Annotated in this window: 19 protein-coding genes and 2 other annotated features (1 of these 21 only partly in view); of the genes, 14 read left to right on the forward strand and 5 right to left on the reverse strand. The window is 40.4% G+C overall.

Going from position 1 to position 15658, the window contains the following annotated elements:
- Positions 1-46 precede the first annotated feature (46 nt).
- Positions 47-949 carry a magnesium transporter CorA family protein gene (locus tag ACTFWY_RS11400; protein WP_003128641.1) on the forward strand — a complete coding sequence of 301 codons (903 nt, stop codon included), beginning with the start codon at positions 47-49 and terminating at the stop codon, positions 947-949.
- Between the two features lie 4 nt (positions 950-953).
- Here the strand turns inward: ACTFWY_RS11400 and ACTFWY_RS11405 are convergent, their stop codons facing one another.
- Positions 954-1589: a pentapeptide repeat-containing protein gene (locus tag ACTFWY_RS11405; RefSeq protein ID WP_003128642.1), complete on the reverse strand. Its 636-nt coding sequence runs from the start codon at positions 1587-1589 to the stop codon at positions 954-956.
- 50 nt (positions 1590-1639) lie between these two features.
- Positions 1640-2275, reverse strand: a complete 636-nt coding sequence (locus tag ACTFWY_RS11410; RefSeq protein ID WP_003128642.1) for a pentapeptide repeat-containing protein — start codon at positions 2273-2275, stop codon at positions 1640-1642.
- A 338-nt stretch (positions 2276-2613) separates the two neighbouring features.
- Here ACTFWY_RS11410 and nox point away from each other — a divergent pair, with 338 nt between their 5' ends.
- The 13 genes from nox to ACTFWY_RS11475 all read left to right on the forward strand — a co-directional run bounded on the left by nox (position 2614) and on the right by ACTFWY_RS11475 (position 13561).
- Positions 2614-3948 carry a H2O-forming NADH oxidase gene (gene nox / locus ACTFWY_RS11415; protein ID WP_003128643.1) on the forward strand — a complete coding sequence of 445 codons (1335 nt, stop codon included), beginning with the start codon at positions 2614-2616 and terminating at the stop codon, positions 3946-3948.
- 191 nt (positions 3949-4139) lie between these two features.
- Positions 4140-4261: a sequence feature (ribosomal protein L20 leader region), on the forward strand.
- A 48-nt stretch (positions 4262-4309) separates the two neighbouring features.
- Positions 4310-4831, forward strand: coding sequence for a translation initiation factor IF-3 (gene infC / locus ACTFWY_RS11420; protein WP_003128645.1), 522 nt, complete (start codon positions 4310-4312; stop codon positions 4829-4831).
- Between the two features lie 60 nt (positions 4832-4891).
- Positions 4892-5092 carry a 50S ribosomal protein L35 gene (gene rpmI, locus ACTFWY_RS11425; RefSeq protein WP_003128650.1) on the forward strand — a complete coding sequence of 67 codons (201 nt, stop codon included), beginning with the start codon at positions 4892-4894 and terminating at the stop codon, positions 5090-5092.
- 61 nt (positions 5093-5153) lie between these two features.
- On the forward strand, positions 5154-5513 hold the full coding sequence (gene rplT, locus ACTFWY_RS11430) for a 50S ribosomal protein L20 (protein WP_003128653.1): 360 nt from the start codon (positions 5154-5156) through the stop codon (positions 5511-5513).
- A 144-nt stretch (positions 5514-5657) separates the two neighbouring features.
- Positions 5658-6266: a YitT family protein gene (locus ACTFWY_RS11435; RefSeq protein WP_021149136.1), complete on the forward strand. Its 609-nt coding sequence runs from the start codon at positions 5658-5660 to the stop codon at positions 6264-6266.
- A 623-nt stretch (positions 6267-6889) separates the two neighbouring features.
- A complete protein-coding gene (locus ACTFWY_RS11440; protein ID WP_123866860.1) occupies positions 6890-7123 on the forward strand; it encodes a hypothetical protein in 234 nt (77 codons plus the stop codon).
- A gap of 12 nt (positions 7124-7135) precedes the next feature.
- Complete coding sequence (locus tag ACTFWY_RS11445; protein ID WP_255200978.1) at positions 7136-7804, forward strand: pilin N-terminal domain-containing protein; 669 nt, start codon at positions 7136-7138, stop codon at positions 7802-7804.
- Between the two features lie 95 nt (positions 7805-7899).
- On the forward strand, positions 7900-8508 hold the full coding sequence (locus ACTFWY_RS11450; protein WP_003128664.1) for an MptD family putative ECF transporter S component: 609 nt from the start codon (positions 7900-7902) through the stop codon (positions 8506-8508).
- Entirely contained in the window at positions 8505-9194 is a 690-nt protein-coding gene (locus tag ACTFWY_RS11455; protein ID WP_003128666.1) for an energy-coupling factor transporter transmembrane component T, read from the forward strand. The genes ACTFWY_RS11450 and ACTFWY_RS11455 overlap by 4 nt, the downstream gene beginning before the upstream one ends.
- A gap of 4 nt (positions 9195-9198) precedes the next feature.
- Positions 9199-10626, forward strand: coding sequence for an ABC transporter ATP-binding protein (locus ACTFWY_RS11460; protein WP_005472705.1), 1428 nt, complete (start codon positions 9199-9201; stop codon positions 10624-10626).
- A gap of 136 nt (positions 10627-10762) precedes the next feature.
- Complete coding sequence (locus ACTFWY_RS11465) at positions 10763-11470, forward strand: response regulator transcription factor (RefSeq protein ID WP_096711011.1); 708 nt, start codon at positions 10763-10765, stop codon at positions 11468-11470.
- On the forward strand, positions 11460-12815 hold the full coding sequence (locus ACTFWY_RS11470) for a sensor histidine kinase (protein WP_003128670.1): 1356 nt from the start codon (positions 11460-11462) through the stop codon (positions 12813-12815). The genes ACTFWY_RS11465 and ACTFWY_RS11470 overlap by 11 nt, the downstream gene beginning before the upstream one ends.
- Positions 12816-12922: 107 nt before the next feature.
- Entirely contained in the window at positions 12923-13561 is a 639-nt protein-coding gene (locus ACTFWY_RS11475; protein ID WP_029487279.1) for a PepSY domain-containing protein, read from the forward strand.
- An 81-nt stretch (positions 13562-13642) separates the two neighbouring features.
- Here ACTFWY_RS11475 and ACTFWY_RS11480 read toward each other — a convergent pair whose 3' ends face one another.
- From ACTFWY_RS11480 to ACTFWY_RS11490, 3 genes are all read right to left on the reverse strand, one after another.
- Positions 13643-13813: a hypothetical protein gene (locus tag ACTFWY_RS11480; protein WP_005472698.1), complete on the reverse strand. Its 171-nt coding sequence runs from the start codon at positions 13811-13813 to the stop codon at positions 13643-13645.
- A gap of 75 nt (positions 13814-13888) precedes the next feature.
- A complete protein-coding gene (locus tag ACTFWY_RS11485; protein ID WP_003128673.1) occupies positions 13889-14332 on the reverse strand; it encodes an acyl-CoA thioesterase in 444 nt (147 codons plus the stop codon).
- An 82-nt stretch (positions 14333-14414) separates the two neighbouring features.
- Complete coding sequence (locus ACTFWY_RS11490) at positions 14415-15359, reverse strand: aldo/keto reductase (RefSeq protein WP_005472695.1); 945 nt, start codon at positions 15357-15359, stop codon at positions 14415-14417.
- 132 nt (positions 15360-15491) lie between these two features.
- Positions 15492-15658: a binding site (T-box leader), on the forward strand; it runs 37 nt beyond the window's last position.

Below are 15658 nucleotides of genomic sequence, written 5' to 3' on the forward strand. Positions count from 1 at the left end.
TTTTATAATAGAAGAAAGCGAACATGTAACGTGTGGAGGGAAACCAGTGGAAAAAAAACGATTTTACAATGGCCGTTATGAATGGATTCAAGTGGATCAACAAGACAGTAGCAGTATTGCGCGTTTACAAAGACAGCACCAGTTGACTGATGAGATGTTAACTTACTCATTAGACAAGAATGAACGTGCCCGTGTGGAGTTCGATACTGATGATCAAGCATTGTTGTTGGTGTTCAACGTACCTCAACAAGAAAAGAAAGACAATCATTTTGAAACAAGTCCGATGACGTTTATCTTAAAAAAAGATCGGCTGTTTACTTTTTCTTCGAGAAATACACAATATGTGATTCCGATGATGGAACGGATACTCGTGCAAAATCCTTTGCAAACACCGATTCATTTTCTTTTTAATAGTCTTTTTTTGATCTCAGGAACTTTTTTTCCTTTAGTCGAAGAAGTCAATAGCGATCGCGTGCATCTCAATCAACGGCTGCGGGAAAAGACCACCAATAAAAATTTGTTGGAGATGTCTGACTTGGAGATCGGACTCGTTTATCTGGTTTCGGCAACGAAACAAAATGCCGTTTTATTAGAACAGATCAAAGCTTTGTCGTTCTTTCGTTTAATGGACGACAATGAAAAAGAGCAGTTGGATGATGCACTGATCGAAGCGAAACAAGCCGTTGAAATGACTCAGTTAGCGTTTCAAATTCTGGAACAATTGTCAGGTACGTACAATAATTTGTTGAACAACAACTTGAACGACACGATGAAATTCCTGACTGTTTGGTCGTTGTTGCTGACGGTACCATCGATCGTTACCAGCTTCTTTGGCATGAACGTTCCATTGCCCTTCACGAATACCGTGTTTGGCTGGGGAATCGCTCTGCTGATCAGTTTAGTCTTGTCAGGATGGATGTTGATTGCACTCTGGCGCAGAATCAAGTGATGCTTCAGTCAATCACTAGACCTAACCCCGCTGCAATCACTAATGCTTGTTCTTGGTCAACGATCAATCCCCGCAACAATTCTTGCGAAAGAGCGATTTTCTGGAAAGGATTGGTCCGCAGATCCAGCTGATAGAGTTTGGTTCGGAACCAATTACTGTTTGTAAGCTGATTGTGCTGCAACTGGAGATTTTTCCATTGGACTTCGTAAAATTCTGTGTCATTCAGCTGGCACTCTGCAAAGCGGATCGTTTTGAGATTGGTGTTGCTGAAGGAAGCAAAATTGCCGACGCAAGATTCAAATGTACAGTCACGAAAATAACTTTCTGCAAAATTTGTACCGGTCAGCTTGCAGTTTTTGAAGTGTACTTGATGAAAGCTAGCGCCCAAACATTCCATGTTGGAAAAGTCGCAGTTTTCAAAGAAAACATTTTGGCATTCCCAATGCTCTAGTCTTGTCTTTTGCATGGTGACCTTTTTCAAGTGGCACTGTTTTAAAATGAGACCCGTACAAGCGTCATAACTGGCATCAGTTTCTGTAAAAAAAGCTTGTTCAAAAATTTCTTCATCTTCAAGATAAAAATCTTTTGTTTCTGAGTATTCAATAATCGGTAAAAGAGGATCCGGCTGCTTTTTTTTCATTTTGCACCTCAAAATTTTGTTTTTTTAATAGTATACCATGAAGTGATGCTTCAGTCAATCACTAGACCTAACCCCGCTGCAATCACTAATGCTTGTTCTTGGTCAACGATCAATCCCCGCAACAATTCTTGCGAAAGAGCGATTTTCTGGAAAGGATTGGTCCGCAGATCCAGCTGATAGAGTTTGGTTCGGAACCAATTACTGTTTGTAAGCTGATTGTGCTGCAACTGGAGATTTTTCCATTGGACTTCGTAAAATTCTGTGTCATTCAGCTGGCACTCTGCAAAGCGGATCGTTTTGAGATTGGTGTTGCTGAAGGAAGCAAAATTGCCGACGCAAGATTCAAATGTACAGTCACGAAAATAACTTTCTGCAAAATTTGTACCGGTCAGCTTGCAGTTTTTGAAGTGTACTTGATGAAAGCTAGCGCCCAAACATTCCATGTTGGAAAAGTCGCAGTTTTCAAAGAAAACATTTTGGCATTCCCAATGCTCTAGTCTTGTCTTTTGCATGGTGACCTTTTTCAAGTGGCACTGTTTTAAAATGAGACCCGTACAAGCGTCATAACTGGCATCAGTTTCTGTAAAAAAAGCTTGTTCAAAAATTTCTTCATCTTCAAGATAAAAATCTTTTGTTTCTGAGTATTCAATAATCGGTAAAAGAGGATCCGGCTGCTTTTTTTTCATTTTGCACCTCAAAATTTTGTTTTTTTAATAGTATACCATGTTTTGAGCGATGCCTTTTGCAGTGCAAAGATGTTTGATGGATAGATTGTGAATTTAATTCAATAGGCTAACTTTAGCTGCTGAAATAGCAAGGTTTTATGAAAAAATAAATACGCTTATATTCACAAGGTTATGAATTGTTTTAAGAAAAATCTTCATTTCAGAAGCATAATTCAAGGATAATTCGGCAATAACCAGTAAAAACTGTCATTTTTTTAACGGTTTGCGAAAATCTTGATAGTTTTTAAATTCACAATGTAGCTATAATGAAACCATAAACAAAAGGGGGAAATTTTTCCATGACAAAAACAGTGATTATTGGTGCGAACCACGCAGGGATTGCCGCAGCAAATACCTTATTAGACAATTACCAAGATCAAGAAGTTGTAATGATCGATCGGAATACAAACCTCAGTTACCTTGGTTGTGGGACTGCATTATGGGTTGGACGTCAAATCGATTCGTATGAAGGCTTATTCTATACAAAACGGGAAGATTTTGAGGCAAAGGGAGCAAAAATCTATATGGAAACAACTGTTGACCATATTGATTTTGAGAAAAAAACGGTTCATGCAGTAACAAAAGATGGTGAAGAAGTGGTAGAAACATATGACAAACTTGTTTTAGCAACAGGTTCAGTACCAATTTCGCCAAAAGTACCTGGTCGTGATTTAGCCAATATTCATTTCTTGAAGAGATTCCAAGATGGCCAATCTGTGGATAAAGAACTAGCAGCTGAAGAAGTAAAAAATGTTGCTGTCATCGGGGCCGGCTATATTGGAGTGGAAATTGCAGAAGCTGCAAAACGTCGTGGTAAAAACGTTCTTTTATTTGATGCCGCTAACCGTGCATTACCAAACTACTATGACAAATGGTTCACGGATGACATGGATCAAAACTTAGCAGAGCATGGGATCGAATTGCACTTTGGTGAATTAGCTCGAGAATACAAAGGAACCGACAAAGTAGAAGCAGTGGTAACGGATAATGGAGAATATCCAGTGGATCTTGTGATCAATGCGATCGGCTTCTTGCCAAACAATACATTAGGCAAAGAGCACTTGGAACTATTTACGAATGGTGCCTACTTGGTAGACCGTCACCAACAAACAAGTGACCCAGATGTTTTTGCGGTTGGAGACTGTGCAACGGTTTATTCAAATGCATTGCAACAAACGACCTACATCGCTTTAGCAACAAATGCCGTTCGCTCAGGGATCGTAGCTGGCCATAACATTGGCGGTACATCATTGGAATCAACTGGGGTCCAAGGATCAAACGGAATCTCAATCTTTGGTTACAACATGGTTTCTACCGGTCTTTCCGTAGAAGCAGCAGAACGTAACGGTGTGAAAGTGAAGTATTCAGATTATGAAGATACGCAAAAACCTGGATTCATGAAAGAAAACGATACCGTGAAAATCCGGATTGTTTACGAAGAAGAATCACGTCGGGTGATTGGTGCCCAAATGGCATCACGTACTTCAGAAATCGCTATGGGAATTCACATGTTCTCATTAGCAATTGAAGAAGGTGTAACCATCGACAAGATGAAATTACTTGATATCTTCTTCTTACCACACTTCAATCAACCATACAACTACATCACAATGGCTGCATTGAAAGCTGAATAATAAATAGCTGAGGGAGCTGTGACAAAAATCTTGTCGCAGCTTCTTTTTTCAAATAAACGATTAGAAGTAGCTTCTTTGGAACCAAGCCGAAACTTCAGGTGGCTGGTCACTTTTGTTAAGCGCTCTTTTTTGAAATAATCATGAAAATCATTGACAAGAACTAAAAAAAGCAGTATACTATAAAAGTTGAGAAATTAAAGCAGAAGCACCCGCTTCTCGCCTGAGTGACTGTATCGCTGGGCAGAATAGGATTCCTACATTTTGTGTATGGAGTACGTGCGGGTTCGTGAAGAACTCGTTTTTTTTATTGTCTGATTTCGAATCGACAAGCTTTTCTTTCTCTCAAAAAACTCGGAGGTGAATGACCATAGCAAAGGATATGATGGTAAACGACGGCATTCGTGCACGTGAATTGCGTTTGATTGATCAAAACGGCGAACAACTTGGTGTAAAGAGTAAAGCTGAAGCATTGCAAATTGCAGAACGAGCAAACCTTGATGTGGTATTGGTGGCACCAAATGCGAAACCACCGGTAGCAAGAATTATGGATTACGGAAAATATCGTTTTGAGCAACAGAAGAAAGACCGTGAAGCTCGTAAAAAACAAAAAGTAATCAACATTAAAGAGGTTCGTTTAAGTCCAACGATCGACGTCAATGATTTCAACACAAAGTTGCGTAATGCACGTAAATTCCTTGAAAAAGGGGACAAAGTAAAAGCTTCGATCCGTTTCAAAGGCCGTGCCATTACCCATAAAGAGATTGGTCAGAAAGTGTTGGATCGTTTGGCTGAAGAAACAGCTGATTTAGCATCCGTTGAACAAAAACCAAAAATGGATGGACGCAGCATGTTCTTAGTATTATCGCCAAAAAATGATAAATAATGACTCACTGAGTTTCAGTTTAAAGTCAGATAACGAAAGATTTTGAGGAGGAAATTAGTTATGCCAAAACAAAAAACACACCGCGGATTAGCAAAACGCGTAAAACGTACTGGCGGCGGCGGATTGAAACGCTTCCGTGCATTTACTAGCCACCGTTTCCACGGTAAAACAAAAAAACAACGTCGTCAATTGCGTAAAGCTTCTATGGTTTCAGCTGGCGATTACAAACGTATCCGTCAACAATTAGCACGCATGAAATAATTGCGTCCCAGGCTTTACAAATTCAAACAACTATCGATTTTCATATTAGGAGGAATTATACATGGCACGTGTTAAAGGTGGAACAGTAACTCGTAAACGTCGTAAAAAAGTGCTAAAATTAGCAAAAGGTTACTACGGTTCTAAACACACTTTATTTAAAACAGCAAAAGAACAAGTAATGAATTCATACAACTACGCATACCGCGATCGTCGTCAAAAGAAACGCGACTTCCGCAAATTGTGGATTGCTCGTATCAACGCAGCGGCTCGTATGAATGGCTTAAGCTACTCAAAATTGATGCACGGTTTGAAATTAGCTGAAATCGACATCAACCGCAAAATGTTAGCTGACTTGGCTGTAAACGATGCAACAGCATTTACTGCATTGGCTGACCAAGCAAAAGACGCTTTAAACAAATAAACTCACGTTGTTCTACAACGATTGAACCCGCTCAATGAGCGGGTTTTTTGTTTCTTCCGCTAAGCAAAATACCAAATTCGCTTGACTAATGGTATAGTAGTCTACAATGAAATCGGATTCCTGTTAAGGCTGGGAGGATATCAAATGAAACTAGTAACGAGGAATGAAGTATTGGAAGAATCAAAGGCAGTCCTAAAAATCATCGCGGGTAATAGTTTGTTGGGATTTGCTTATGCGAAATGGATGAAACCTAATGGGATCATCAATGGTGGTGTCACTAGTATGGCGATGATTTTAGAAAAGGTGACCAATGTACCGATCGTTTATTTGACATCTGGTATTACGACCCTTCTGCTGGTTTTTTGTTGGCTATTTTTAGGAAAAGCCAATTTTTTCAAGTCCATTATCAGCAGTGTTTTTTATAATTTATTTTTTGCTCTTTTTTATTATATGAAGATTGATTTTCAAGTAAACCTAATGCTTGATTTCTTATTTGCGAGCTTGTTCATAGCGGTAGGGTACTATTGCTGCATCACGGCTAACGCTTCAACTGTTGGGATGGATGTGATTGCCATGGCTATCAACAAAAAGCGGCCTGATTTTAGTATTGCTCGGGGTATCCGCTATATCAACTTTATGGTATTAATATTAGGATTTTTGACTTATGGCTTCAAATCAGTAGTAATTGGATTACTATTTAGTTTTGTCAATTCTTATCTATTAGATTTTTTGTTGAAAAGAAGCAGTCGGTGATCTATTTGGTGATTCTTGCTTCCTTTCATCCGCAATAAAAACGACAAACTAACAGTATTGATCCAATTCAAATTGGGGTTATTTCATTAATTGACTCGCCTCATAAATCTCTTGTTTATACGGAGATTTATGAGGTTTTTTTTGTTTTTTGTCTATCAACGAATAGAGAGAAACCGTTAAAAATGCGCAATATGACAAAATAAGTTGATTTATTTTGAATTTTGTCTTTTTCATAAACAGGTCAATAAGTGAAAGAGATTTCTCGATCCCAAATCATGTGATTTTTAACACATATTTCAGAAAAAAACGAAGTTAAATGTCCTTATTTATTAAAAAAATGCTCAAGTCTGAGATAAAAATCGCTTTTATCCATTCATTTCCAGGCGCAAAATGATAAGAATTACTCCTTTTTTAAAAAGATTACTAAGTAAGAATGAAACTCAAATACTTATTTTTTGAAAGGATTTTGTCAGTTCCTAATAGCGAAAATATCCGATAATCTGTTTAGATAATCTTTGCACTTTTTTAGGAGTGATCTTTATGTAAAACGAAAATGTTGGATTGGTTGTTTAGGCATGTGTAGGTTAGGAAAGATTTAAAAAAATATGAAAGAAGGTACAGAAATGAAACGAAAGAAAAAATTAGTTACAAAGTTCGTTGTTGCAACAACTCTTTTCACAGCAGGTAGTTTGGTGGTTCCAGCTGTTGGCACTTTATCTGCCTATGCAGCGACTACAGGTCCTGTTGCAGATAATACTAGCCCTCGTTCCATTACACTTTGGAAATATGAAGTGAAAGATCTATCTGAACTGGGTGATCGTGGCGATGGAGAAAAGGATGATACAGTTACAAAGTAGCCGTTAGCAGGGATCAAATTCCGCATACAACGGGTAACGGTAATCGGTGATGCTGCTTTAACGAATCCATTAGATCAAAAAGAAGGAACCGATTATACGATTGACAACACATTTACTGCTCAAACAGTAACGACAGGAGCAGATGGGTCTGTCAAAGCGAATTTGGGTAGCGGCAATGCGGCAGATGGCATTTATTTAGTTACCGAATTAGAAGATGACCGTGGTGTCTCTCCTGCCGTTGCAAAACCAGCAGATCCATTCTTTGTGCAAGTACCTCAAACGGACCGTGATGATCTAGGCTCATTAATCTATGATGTAGTCGTTCAACCGAAGAACATTATGGAATCTTTGCTTGAACCAGATAAGACCGTTGAAGAAGGAAAAGGTTTCTCCAATAAAGCAGGAAATCATTTCACTTGGGAAGCCAATGCCACTCTTCCAAGCGGACTCTATCAAATTGCAGCGAAAGACATGGTTATTACACCAGTTTATGACAAAGATGGCAATCAAGTTGCGGATATTCCAGTCTCTGCAGGCGACGAAATTTACGCTGACTACTATACGATTCGCGATACATTGAACGAAAAGATTTTGTTGGATGGGTTAACTGTTAATACGAAGACAGATTCCAGTGACTGGGTAGCACTTGAATTTGGCACAGATTATACCGTCTTAGACTAGATAAGCATCATTTCCATTGTTTCGCGCGGGAATGTGCTATACTAGATGCTTGTAATCGCACCAAGAACCGGTGCTTGAAAGAAGGAGCATAAGAAATGAAAAATTTAAAAGTTCAAGACCTGATTGCTGTCGGGATATATACAGCTATTTATTTTTTATTGATGAGTTTTTGTCTGCTGATTTTACGGTTTGTTATTCCAGGATTTCATAATTTATTCATTCCAGCCGTTACAGCACTTTTTTCTGGGGTCATTTATCTATTGATGTTGAATAAAGTACCAAAGTTTGGCGCGATCACCATCATGGGCAGTGTGGTAGGTCTCTTTTTTTTGATTTCAGGTCACTTTCCGCTAGCCTTTATGCCGAATATTTTATGTGCAGTACTGGCAGATACGATTCAGTATAAAAGCAAGTGGAAAGGAAGTCTCAAGACAACTATTAGTTATACCGTATTCAGCTTTGGTTTAATGGGTCCCATCTTGCCATTGTGGTTCATGAAAAATGCGTATATTGATTCGCTAGTTGCTCGTGGAAAAGACCAAAGCTATATTGCAGGGGTCTTTGCTCATACTTCCACAGCGATGCTGGTGATTTGCGGGCTCGCTGTACTGGTTGCTTCGATTGTCGGGATAGGCCTCGGTGCTCGTCTATATCAAAAACATTTCCAACCAACGTTGCATCAAACAAACGGGAGATCGATGTGACTAGGCTCTCACTTGACCCCAGATGCAAATTATTTGTGACATTCTTTGCAAGTGTCACATTGATGATTTCATTGACGTGGACAAAAGAGTTGATTGTGATCAGCTTTTTGTTTATCTTGTTTCTACTTAGCGGTTTCTGGCGAAAGGGATTGTTGTTTTTCGGGCTGTTTCTATTATTGTCTTTGGTAGAAGGTTTTTTTGCAGGGCAAAACAATTCAATAGTAACCACCCTGCTGGATTTCTTTTCCGTAGGGTATCGCCGATTGTTACCGACGATCATGGCAGCCGTATTTGCGATGAGTGGGACGAAAATCAGTGAATGGTTAGCTGCTTTGCAAAAAATCCGCATTCCCTCGTTTTTGCTGGTACCGTTGGCCGTACTGTTTCGATTTTTTCCAACATTGTTGCAAGATGTCAAAAGTATTCGCCAAGCGATGCGCTTTCGCGGAATTGCTTTGAACGGCTGGTCCTATGTAAGACATCCTCTACAGACGGTGGAGTATTTTTTGATTCCTTTATTGATGTCTGCAGAAAATACTGCCACAGAATTGTCAGCGACCGCGTTAGTAAGAGGCCTGTCGGCTAAAAATCCTCATACATCGGTTTATACACTGCGGTTGAAACTTGCTGATTATGTAGTGTTTGGTACTGTGTTACTACTTATTTTTTTGTTTGTAAGGATGTGAAGGAATGATCACCATCGAAAAACTATCTCTTAAACGGGGCACCCAGCAGGTATTGAAAGATGTCTCTTGTCAGATTTTTGCTGGTGAAGTCGTCGTGTTATGCGGCCAAAGCGGTAGCGGTAAGTCAACCTTGTTGAATGTTCTCAATGGCTTGATTCCTGAACTATATCCAGCAGAAATGACGGGGGCTGTTCAAGTGGCAGGGGATTCTTTGCCGACGGAAGACTTTCCCGCCTACGCCAGAAAAATCGGTGTTGTTTTTCAAAATCCCAAAACACAATTTTTTACAACAGATGTTTATTCTGAACTGGCGTTTACAATGGAAAATGCAGGGATAGAGCCAGTAGAAATACGAAAACGGATCAAAGAAGCGGCAGAACAATTTTCTTTGTCAGAATTGTTGGATGCAAGTGTTTTCGAACTGTCTGGTGGCGAAAAGCAGCGAGTAGCAATCGCTTGTGCAACGATGCTTTCTCATGATCTCTTTTTGTTCGATGAACCTTCCAGTAATCTTGATGAAGAAGCACTACAAAAAATTGCCGCAGCGATCCGCCTTTTGAAAGAGCAAGGGAAGACGATCGTCATTGCAGAGCACCGATTGTCCTACTTGACGGGGATTGCGGATCGTTACTTATTACTAGCAGAAGGGCGCTTGGTCACAGAGTATACCAGTGAAGCATTGCTTTCTCATACCCCGCAACAGATTCACAATCTCGGATTAAGGCGGATCAACGAGCCGCAGTTCGAGTTGGCAATCAACGAAACAGAGGGAGCGAGTTTCTCAGCTGATCTGATTGCGACGAATCTCCAAGTCACTTATCGACGCCAACAGCAACCAGCTCTTGATATTGCGAAACTTGTTGTGCCTACGCGACAAGTCGTGGGTTTGATTGGCCCGAACGGTGCTGGCAAATCGACATTGTTTCAAGTGTTCGCTGGCTTAAAAAAATGTTCAGCAGCTCAATTTTGGCTGCATGGTCAACCAATCAATCAAAAACAGTTATTGCGAGAAAGTTTTCTGGTTATGCAAGATGTGAACCTGCAGCTTTTTTTTGAATCTGTCGAAAAAGAATTGTTGGCAAAAGCTGCCAGACCGGAACGTTTTGAACAAGTCGTGACTTTGTTGGAACTAGAGCATTTACTGCGAAGACATCCACAATCTTTGTCCGGTGGCGAAAAGCAGCGAGTCGCGATCGGCAGTGCATTGCTTTCAGGTAAACGCTTGTTGTTTTTCGATGAACCGACTAGCGGATTAGACCTGAAACAAATGGAAGAGGTCGGAAATCTGCTGCAGGAAGTTGCCAAAGAAGTCGATCTGTTAGCCGTGATCAGTCATGATAAAGAGTTTTTGGATGAAACCTGCCCTTACGTGATCCAACTCGAACAGGGAAAGTTAGTTGATACCTATCAGTTAGCGACAAATGGGGGATAAAAGAAAAGCGGAGTGAGCATTGGTTCACTCCGTTTTTGTCTGAACATGAAAAAATCTTCATGATCTTTTTCTTTCAATCCGTTAGGAAGTTTTTACAAAATCCGTTATGATAGAAGCAAAAATAGGAGGAGAGCAGATGGCCTTGAGAATCTTGATAGTGGAAGACGAAGAAAGTTTAGCCAGTTTTATCCAGACTGAGTTGACTTTTGAGGGGTACGACACGGTATGGGCCAAAGATGGCCAAGAGGCATTGACCTTGTTCAATCAGCAAACTGATCTGTTTGATCTGATTTTGTTGGATTGGATGCTGCCAATCTATGATGGCATCACGGTGGCGCGGCGAATTCGCAAAGAAAGCGATATTCCGATTTTGATGATGACAGCCAGAAATCAAACTGCCGATGTCGTGACTGGTCTTGACGTTGGCCTAGATGATTATTTAACGAAGCCCTTTGAAATCGAAGAACTGTTTGCCCGGATTCGCGTGATTGAGCGACGGTTGCAGCGGGAAGCCCAACAGCAAAAGAACCAACAAAATCAGTTGGTGGTAGGCGAGTTGATGATGGACATCGCCAAACACTTGGTCCAGGTTGCCGGAGAGACCATTGAATTGACTCCTAAAGAGTTTGGAATCTTATATGAGTTGATGAATGAACCAGAAGTAGTCAAAACCAGAGATGAGCTATTGAATGAGATTTGGGGGTATGAATACGATGGTCAAACAAATGTGGTAGATGTTTATATTCGCACCCTTCGCAACAAGCTGGATGTCTGCGGTAAAGGGAAAATGATCGCAACTGTTCGGGGATTAGGCTATGTGTTGAGGACCGCCCATGAAGAATAAGTTCGCCAACCCACGCAGAAAAACTGCCCAGTTTCAATTAACGAGCCGCTTTTCTTTGATTCTATTTGGTCTGTTGATTCTCTTCAATGTATTGTTTATCTTGTTATCCGTAGGGTATTTGTTTGAACATATCGAAAATCGTGCGAGCAATATTCTTGAGGCTATCGAAAACGGGGAAGCTTCAGGGGATGACTGGAATGATCTAGTCAATGCCTATGTTTCGGCAGATGAAGAAGATGCCTTGCAAGTGATCTTAGCTGATGGCAGTGTCATTTTATCAGAAGATGCAGCAGAGATTTTTGCCGAGATCAATCAAGGACGGATCATCCCATTTTTGGAGGGCATCGTCTTTACAGATGATGGTATCTATTATACGAAAACCCAAGAAATCGATAGGGATCAGGTGAAGATCGCCATCAATGGTGAGGACAGTGTGGAATTAGCCTATGGTCTCTTTATGATCAGCAGTTTCTTGAACCTGATCGCTGTAGTCGTTGGCAGTATATTGATTTATTGGAGCGTTGGGAAATGGAGCCGGAAATTAACAGGGATGGCGCAAGAAATTGCTGAAATCGAACAAAGCCAAAAAGGCGAATTGACGATTGTTGAAGAACCAATCGAGATTCGTTCTGTGGCGTTGGCTTTCAATAAACTACTGAAAGAACAGCGTGAGACGATCGCGCGAGAAAAACGGTTTGTTGCCGATGCTTCTCATGAGCTGCGGACACCTTTAGCCGCGATTCGCGGACATGTCCAATTGATCCAGCGGCGTGGAACCAAACACCCAGAAGTCATTCCTTCTTCACTGGCCTTTATCGATAAAGAATCGAAGCGTTTGGAAACATTGAGTAATCAACTGCTGGATTTGGAAAAAAACCAAACCCAAGAAATAAGTCTCGTTGATGTCTCGCAGATCGTGCGAGAAGAATGTGAAAAACAAGCAACGATCGTTCCGCAATCGATTGAATATTTTGTGGAAAACCAGTGTAGGAAGCAAGGGCACAAACGTGACTTCCAACAGATCATCCAAAATCTTTTAGAAAATGCAGCGAAGTATTCACCAGCAGATCAGCCCATTCATGTGAGACTGACACAAGATCAAACGCACTTGTCTCTAACCGTTGCCGACTTTGGTATTGGGATCCCCAATGATAAGAAAGCGTTGATTTTTGAGCGTTTCTATCGAGTGGAAGATTCTCGTTCCAGTCAAATTTCCGGTTCAGGAATCGGATTATCACTGGTAAAGCAGCTGGCCAACAAGTATCATGCTGAAATTACCGTCACGGATAATCAGCCGCAAGGCAGTGTCTTTAAAATTGATTTCCCAAGTGAAAGAGAAAGATGAAGATTTTTTTAGATTTTCTTCAAGCATTTTTGATTCTTTTTTCTGAAGGACTTGTTATTCTAAATATATAGAAAAAAGGAATAGACAATTAATTGGAGAAATGAAACATGAAAAAAACAACAATTTTGTTCGGAATCGCTGCCCTAGGATTATTGGCAGGATGTACACAAAATAACACTGGAAATTCTGAACCTGCACAAAACAGCAGTTCAAGCTCAGCAGTCGCATCATCAAATGAAACAACTTCTTCGCAAGCTGTGGACAGATCTTCAAGCAGTGCAGCCATCGCAAATGGCGGTTTGCCTACAGTGACAGTAGAAGAAGCCGTCCAAGTGTTCCAAAACAAATATCCAGATGCAGCAATCACATCGCTTGACTTGGATACTTCTTTTGGTAAGTACTTCTATCAAGTTGAAGGCGTAGACGACACGAATGAATTTGAACTAAAGATCGATGCAGAAACAAAAGAAACTTCTGAAGAAAGAACCGAAAAACTAGATGCGGACGAACAAAACGGTGTCAAAAAAGAAGCCGATCAATTGGATCTGACCAACTTGCTTTCATTGGAAGAGATTTCCGATAGTGCTGTGAAAGAAGCTGGCGGTGGACAAGCAACAGATTGGGATCTTGATAAAGAAATGAATGTGACTTATTGGGAAGTCAAAGTTGAAGACGGCAACAAAAAAACAAATGTTAAAATCAATGCGCAAACAGGAGAAATTTTAGAAACTGAACAAGATGACTAGCAAAAGCGATAAGCAATAAAAAAAGCAAGGCAGCGAATAATGAAACTTACGCCAGTAAGCGTTCTTTCGCTGTCTTGCTTTTTATTGATTTGGCTTTACTTCTGTGAGAGGTTTGACTCTTCCGCCTATTTTTGCTGCAAAGGCTTCCGACTGCTTCCGATCTTCAAAAATCCACAACTTGTCAGGTATTTTTTCACGAGTGCGACGACCATCTTTGCCAATGTAACCATGCAAGACTTTAACAACATACATTGTCATCATCCTCCCATAAAAATTACCTTTGATTATACAAAAAAGTGCTCTAAATGCAATTAATCTGTCTCGAGATTAATTTTTCGAGGCAGCCGATAATGTCGCATAATCTGAAAATACTTGATGGATCTCAGGAAAGCTGCGCTTCAAATGGACTAGGCGATAGGTCTCTTTACTCAAAAAACAATGTTTGGAAGCGCCAGTTGTGACTAACTGATTGTTGTCAGTTCTATAAATCTCATAACGAAAATCAAGTCGAGTACCGGTGTAATGATCGACGAGCACATCGATGCGTACTTGATCCTCATAACGGATCATTTCCTTGTATTGTGCATTGACTTCAAGAACGGGAACAATCAAACCCGCTTCTTCGATTTTATGGTATGGCAATTGTAAAAAGGCGAGCATATCTACTCGTGCTTCTTCGAACCAACGGATGTAATTTGCATGGTGAATGATTGCCATCTGATCGGTTTCATAGTAATGAGGTTGGCGGATATAGCCGGAATATAAGGACATCAGGGTTGCTCCTTTTCATAACTGTTTTCATCAGCATAATACAAAACAAGAGAAATGCAAAGTGCCTTCTCTTGTTTCGGGACTATTTAAATTCAGCAAACAGGTGATCAATCGCTTGATAATCGGTTGCGGATAAATGGATATCCAATGCCTGCGCGTTGTCAGCAACTTGACTGGCTTGTTTTGCACCTGGAATAACTGCTGCAACTGCAGGATTTTTCATGTACCAAGCCAACACAAGTTGAGGAATCGTTGCATCATAAGAGGCAGCGATTGGTCGCAATTGGTCGACAGCCGATACGATTTTTTTAAAGCGATCACCTTGAAAGTCCGGCTTTTTACTACGGATATCGTCGTTTGAAAAGGTCGTTTCTTGTGTGTACTTTCCAGTCAACAACCCGGATGCTAGTGGAAAGTACGGAACAAAACTGATTGAATGTTCAGCTAAATAAGGGAAAAGTTCTGATTCAGCTTGGCGATGGATCAAACTGTACTCATCTTCCACAACATCAACGTACCCTTCGGCATTGGCTTCTTTTAATTGTTCAAGTGTGAAGTTGGAGACACCGATCGCACGGATTTTGCCAGCTTCTTTCAGTTGATGCAATGCGCGAATCGCTTCTTCTTTAGGGGTGGTTTCATCTGGAAAATGAATATAAAATATATCCAGATAGTTGGTTTTTAAGCGTGTTAAAGCTTCTTCAACGGCTTGGGTCAGGAATTCCGGCGAATTATCTTTTTTGTTTGGTTCTTCTGGTCGATGAGCTGCTTTAGTGGCAATGATGACTTGATTGCGATCGAACGCTTCTTCTTGCAAGACATCACCGATCAGTTCTTCTGATCGACCTTCACCGTAAATATAGGCAGTATCAATCAAATTGATCCCATTGCGCAGCGCCGTCCGCACAATTTCCTTGCCTTCTTCTTCATCTAAATTTGGAAATAAATTGTGGCCGCCGATGGCATTTGCACCTAAGCCAAGGGAGCGTACATAGACTTGTGATTTGCCGATTTGAACATCTGTCATAAAGCAATTCCTCCTTCTAATCTCTTCTTTTAGTGTAAAGGAAAAACTTGAAAAACGATATTCATAAGTATTGAAAAAGCCTATGAAACAGCTTGACATTTCCAAAGGATTCTTGTAGTTTATAGATAATATCAAAAATCTGTGAAAGATCGAGTACGTCATTATTGGACCTTCAAAGAGAAAACTGCCATGGCTGCAAGCAGTTTAGGACAAATGTCGGAAAGACAATCTGGAGATGAACAGAAGAAAAGCTGTTCCGTGAACGAGCGTTAATCGAAAGGAGAATGAAAGTTCTCGAA

Origin of the sequence: Enterococcus sp. 125944 (assembly GCF_051909435.1) — a bacterium.
Taxonomy (GTDB): domain Bacteria; phylum Bacillota; class Bacilli; order Lactobacillales; family Enterococcaceae; genus Enterococcus_D; species Enterococcus_D gallinarum.

What these genes read in the sequence shown, in the direction of transcription:
- ACTFWY_RS11405 (WP_003128642.1), bottom strand. Translation starts at nt 1,589, where the DNA reads ATGAAAAAAAAGCAGCCGGATCCTCTTTTACCGATTATTGAATACTCA.
- ACTFWY_RS11410 (WP_003128642.1), bottom strand. Translation starts at nt 2,275, where the DNA reads ATGAAAAAAAAGCAGCCGGATCCTCTTTTACCGATTATTGAATACTCA.
- nox (WP_003128643.1), top strand. Translation starts at nt 2,614, where the DNA reads ATGACAAAAACAGTGATTATTGGTGCGAACCACGCAGGGATTGCCGCA.
- infC (WP_003128645.1), top strand. Translation starts at nt 4,310, where the DNA reads ATGACCATAGCAAAGGATATGATGGTAAACGACGGCATTCGTGCACGT.
- rpmI (WP_003128650.1), top strand. Translation starts at nt 4,892, where the DNA reads ATGCCAAAACAAAAAACACACCGCGGATTAGCAAAACGCGTAAAACGT.
- rplT (WP_003128653.1), top strand. Translation starts at nt 5,154, where the DNA reads ATGGCACGTGTTAAAGGTGGAACAGTAACTCGTAAACGTCGTAAAAAA.
- ACTFWY_RS11435 (WP_021149136.1), top strand. Translation starts at nt 5,658, where the DNA reads ATGAAACTAGTAACGAGGAATGAAGTATTGGAAGAATCAAAGGCAGTC.
- ACTFWY_RS11440 (WP_123866860.1), top strand. Translation starts at nt 6,890, where the DNA reads ATGAAACGAAAGAAAAAATTAGTTACAAAGTTCGTTGTTGCAACAACT.
- ACTFWY_RS11450 (WP_003128664.1), top strand. Translation starts at nt 7,900, where the DNA reads ATGAAAAATTTAAAAGTTCAAGACCTGATTGCTGTCGGGATATATACA.
- ACTFWY_RS11460 (WP_005472705.1), top strand. Translation starts at nt 9,199, where the DNA reads ATGATCACCATCGAAAAACTATCTCTTAAACGGGGCACCCAGCAGGTA.
- ACTFWY_RS11465 (WP_096711011.1), top strand. Translation starts at nt 10,763, where the DNA reads ATGGCCTTGAGAATCTTGATAGTGGAAGACGAAGAAAGTTTAGCCAGT.
- ACTFWY_RS11470 (WP_003128670.1), top strand. Translation starts at nt 11,460, where the DNA reads ATGAAGAATAAGTTCGCCAACCCACGCAGAAAAACTGCCCAGTTTCAA.
- ACTFWY_RS11475 (WP_029487279.1), top strand. Translation starts at nt 12,923, where the DNA reads ATGAAAAAAACAACAATTTTGTTCGGAATCGCTGCCCTAGGATTATTG.
- ACTFWY_RS11480 (WP_005472698.1), bottom strand. Translation starts at nt 13,813, where the DNA reads ATGTATGTTGTTAAAGTCTTGCATGGTTACATTGGCAAAGATGGTCGT.
- ACTFWY_RS11485 (WP_003128673.1), bottom strand. Translation starts at nt 14,332, where the DNA reads ATGTCCTTATATTCCGGCTATATCCGCCAACCTCATTACTATGAAACC.
- ACTFWY_RS11490 (WP_005472695.1), bottom strand. Translation starts at nt 15,359, where the DNA reads ATGACAGATGTTCAAATCGGCAAATCACAAGTCTATGTACGCTCCCTT.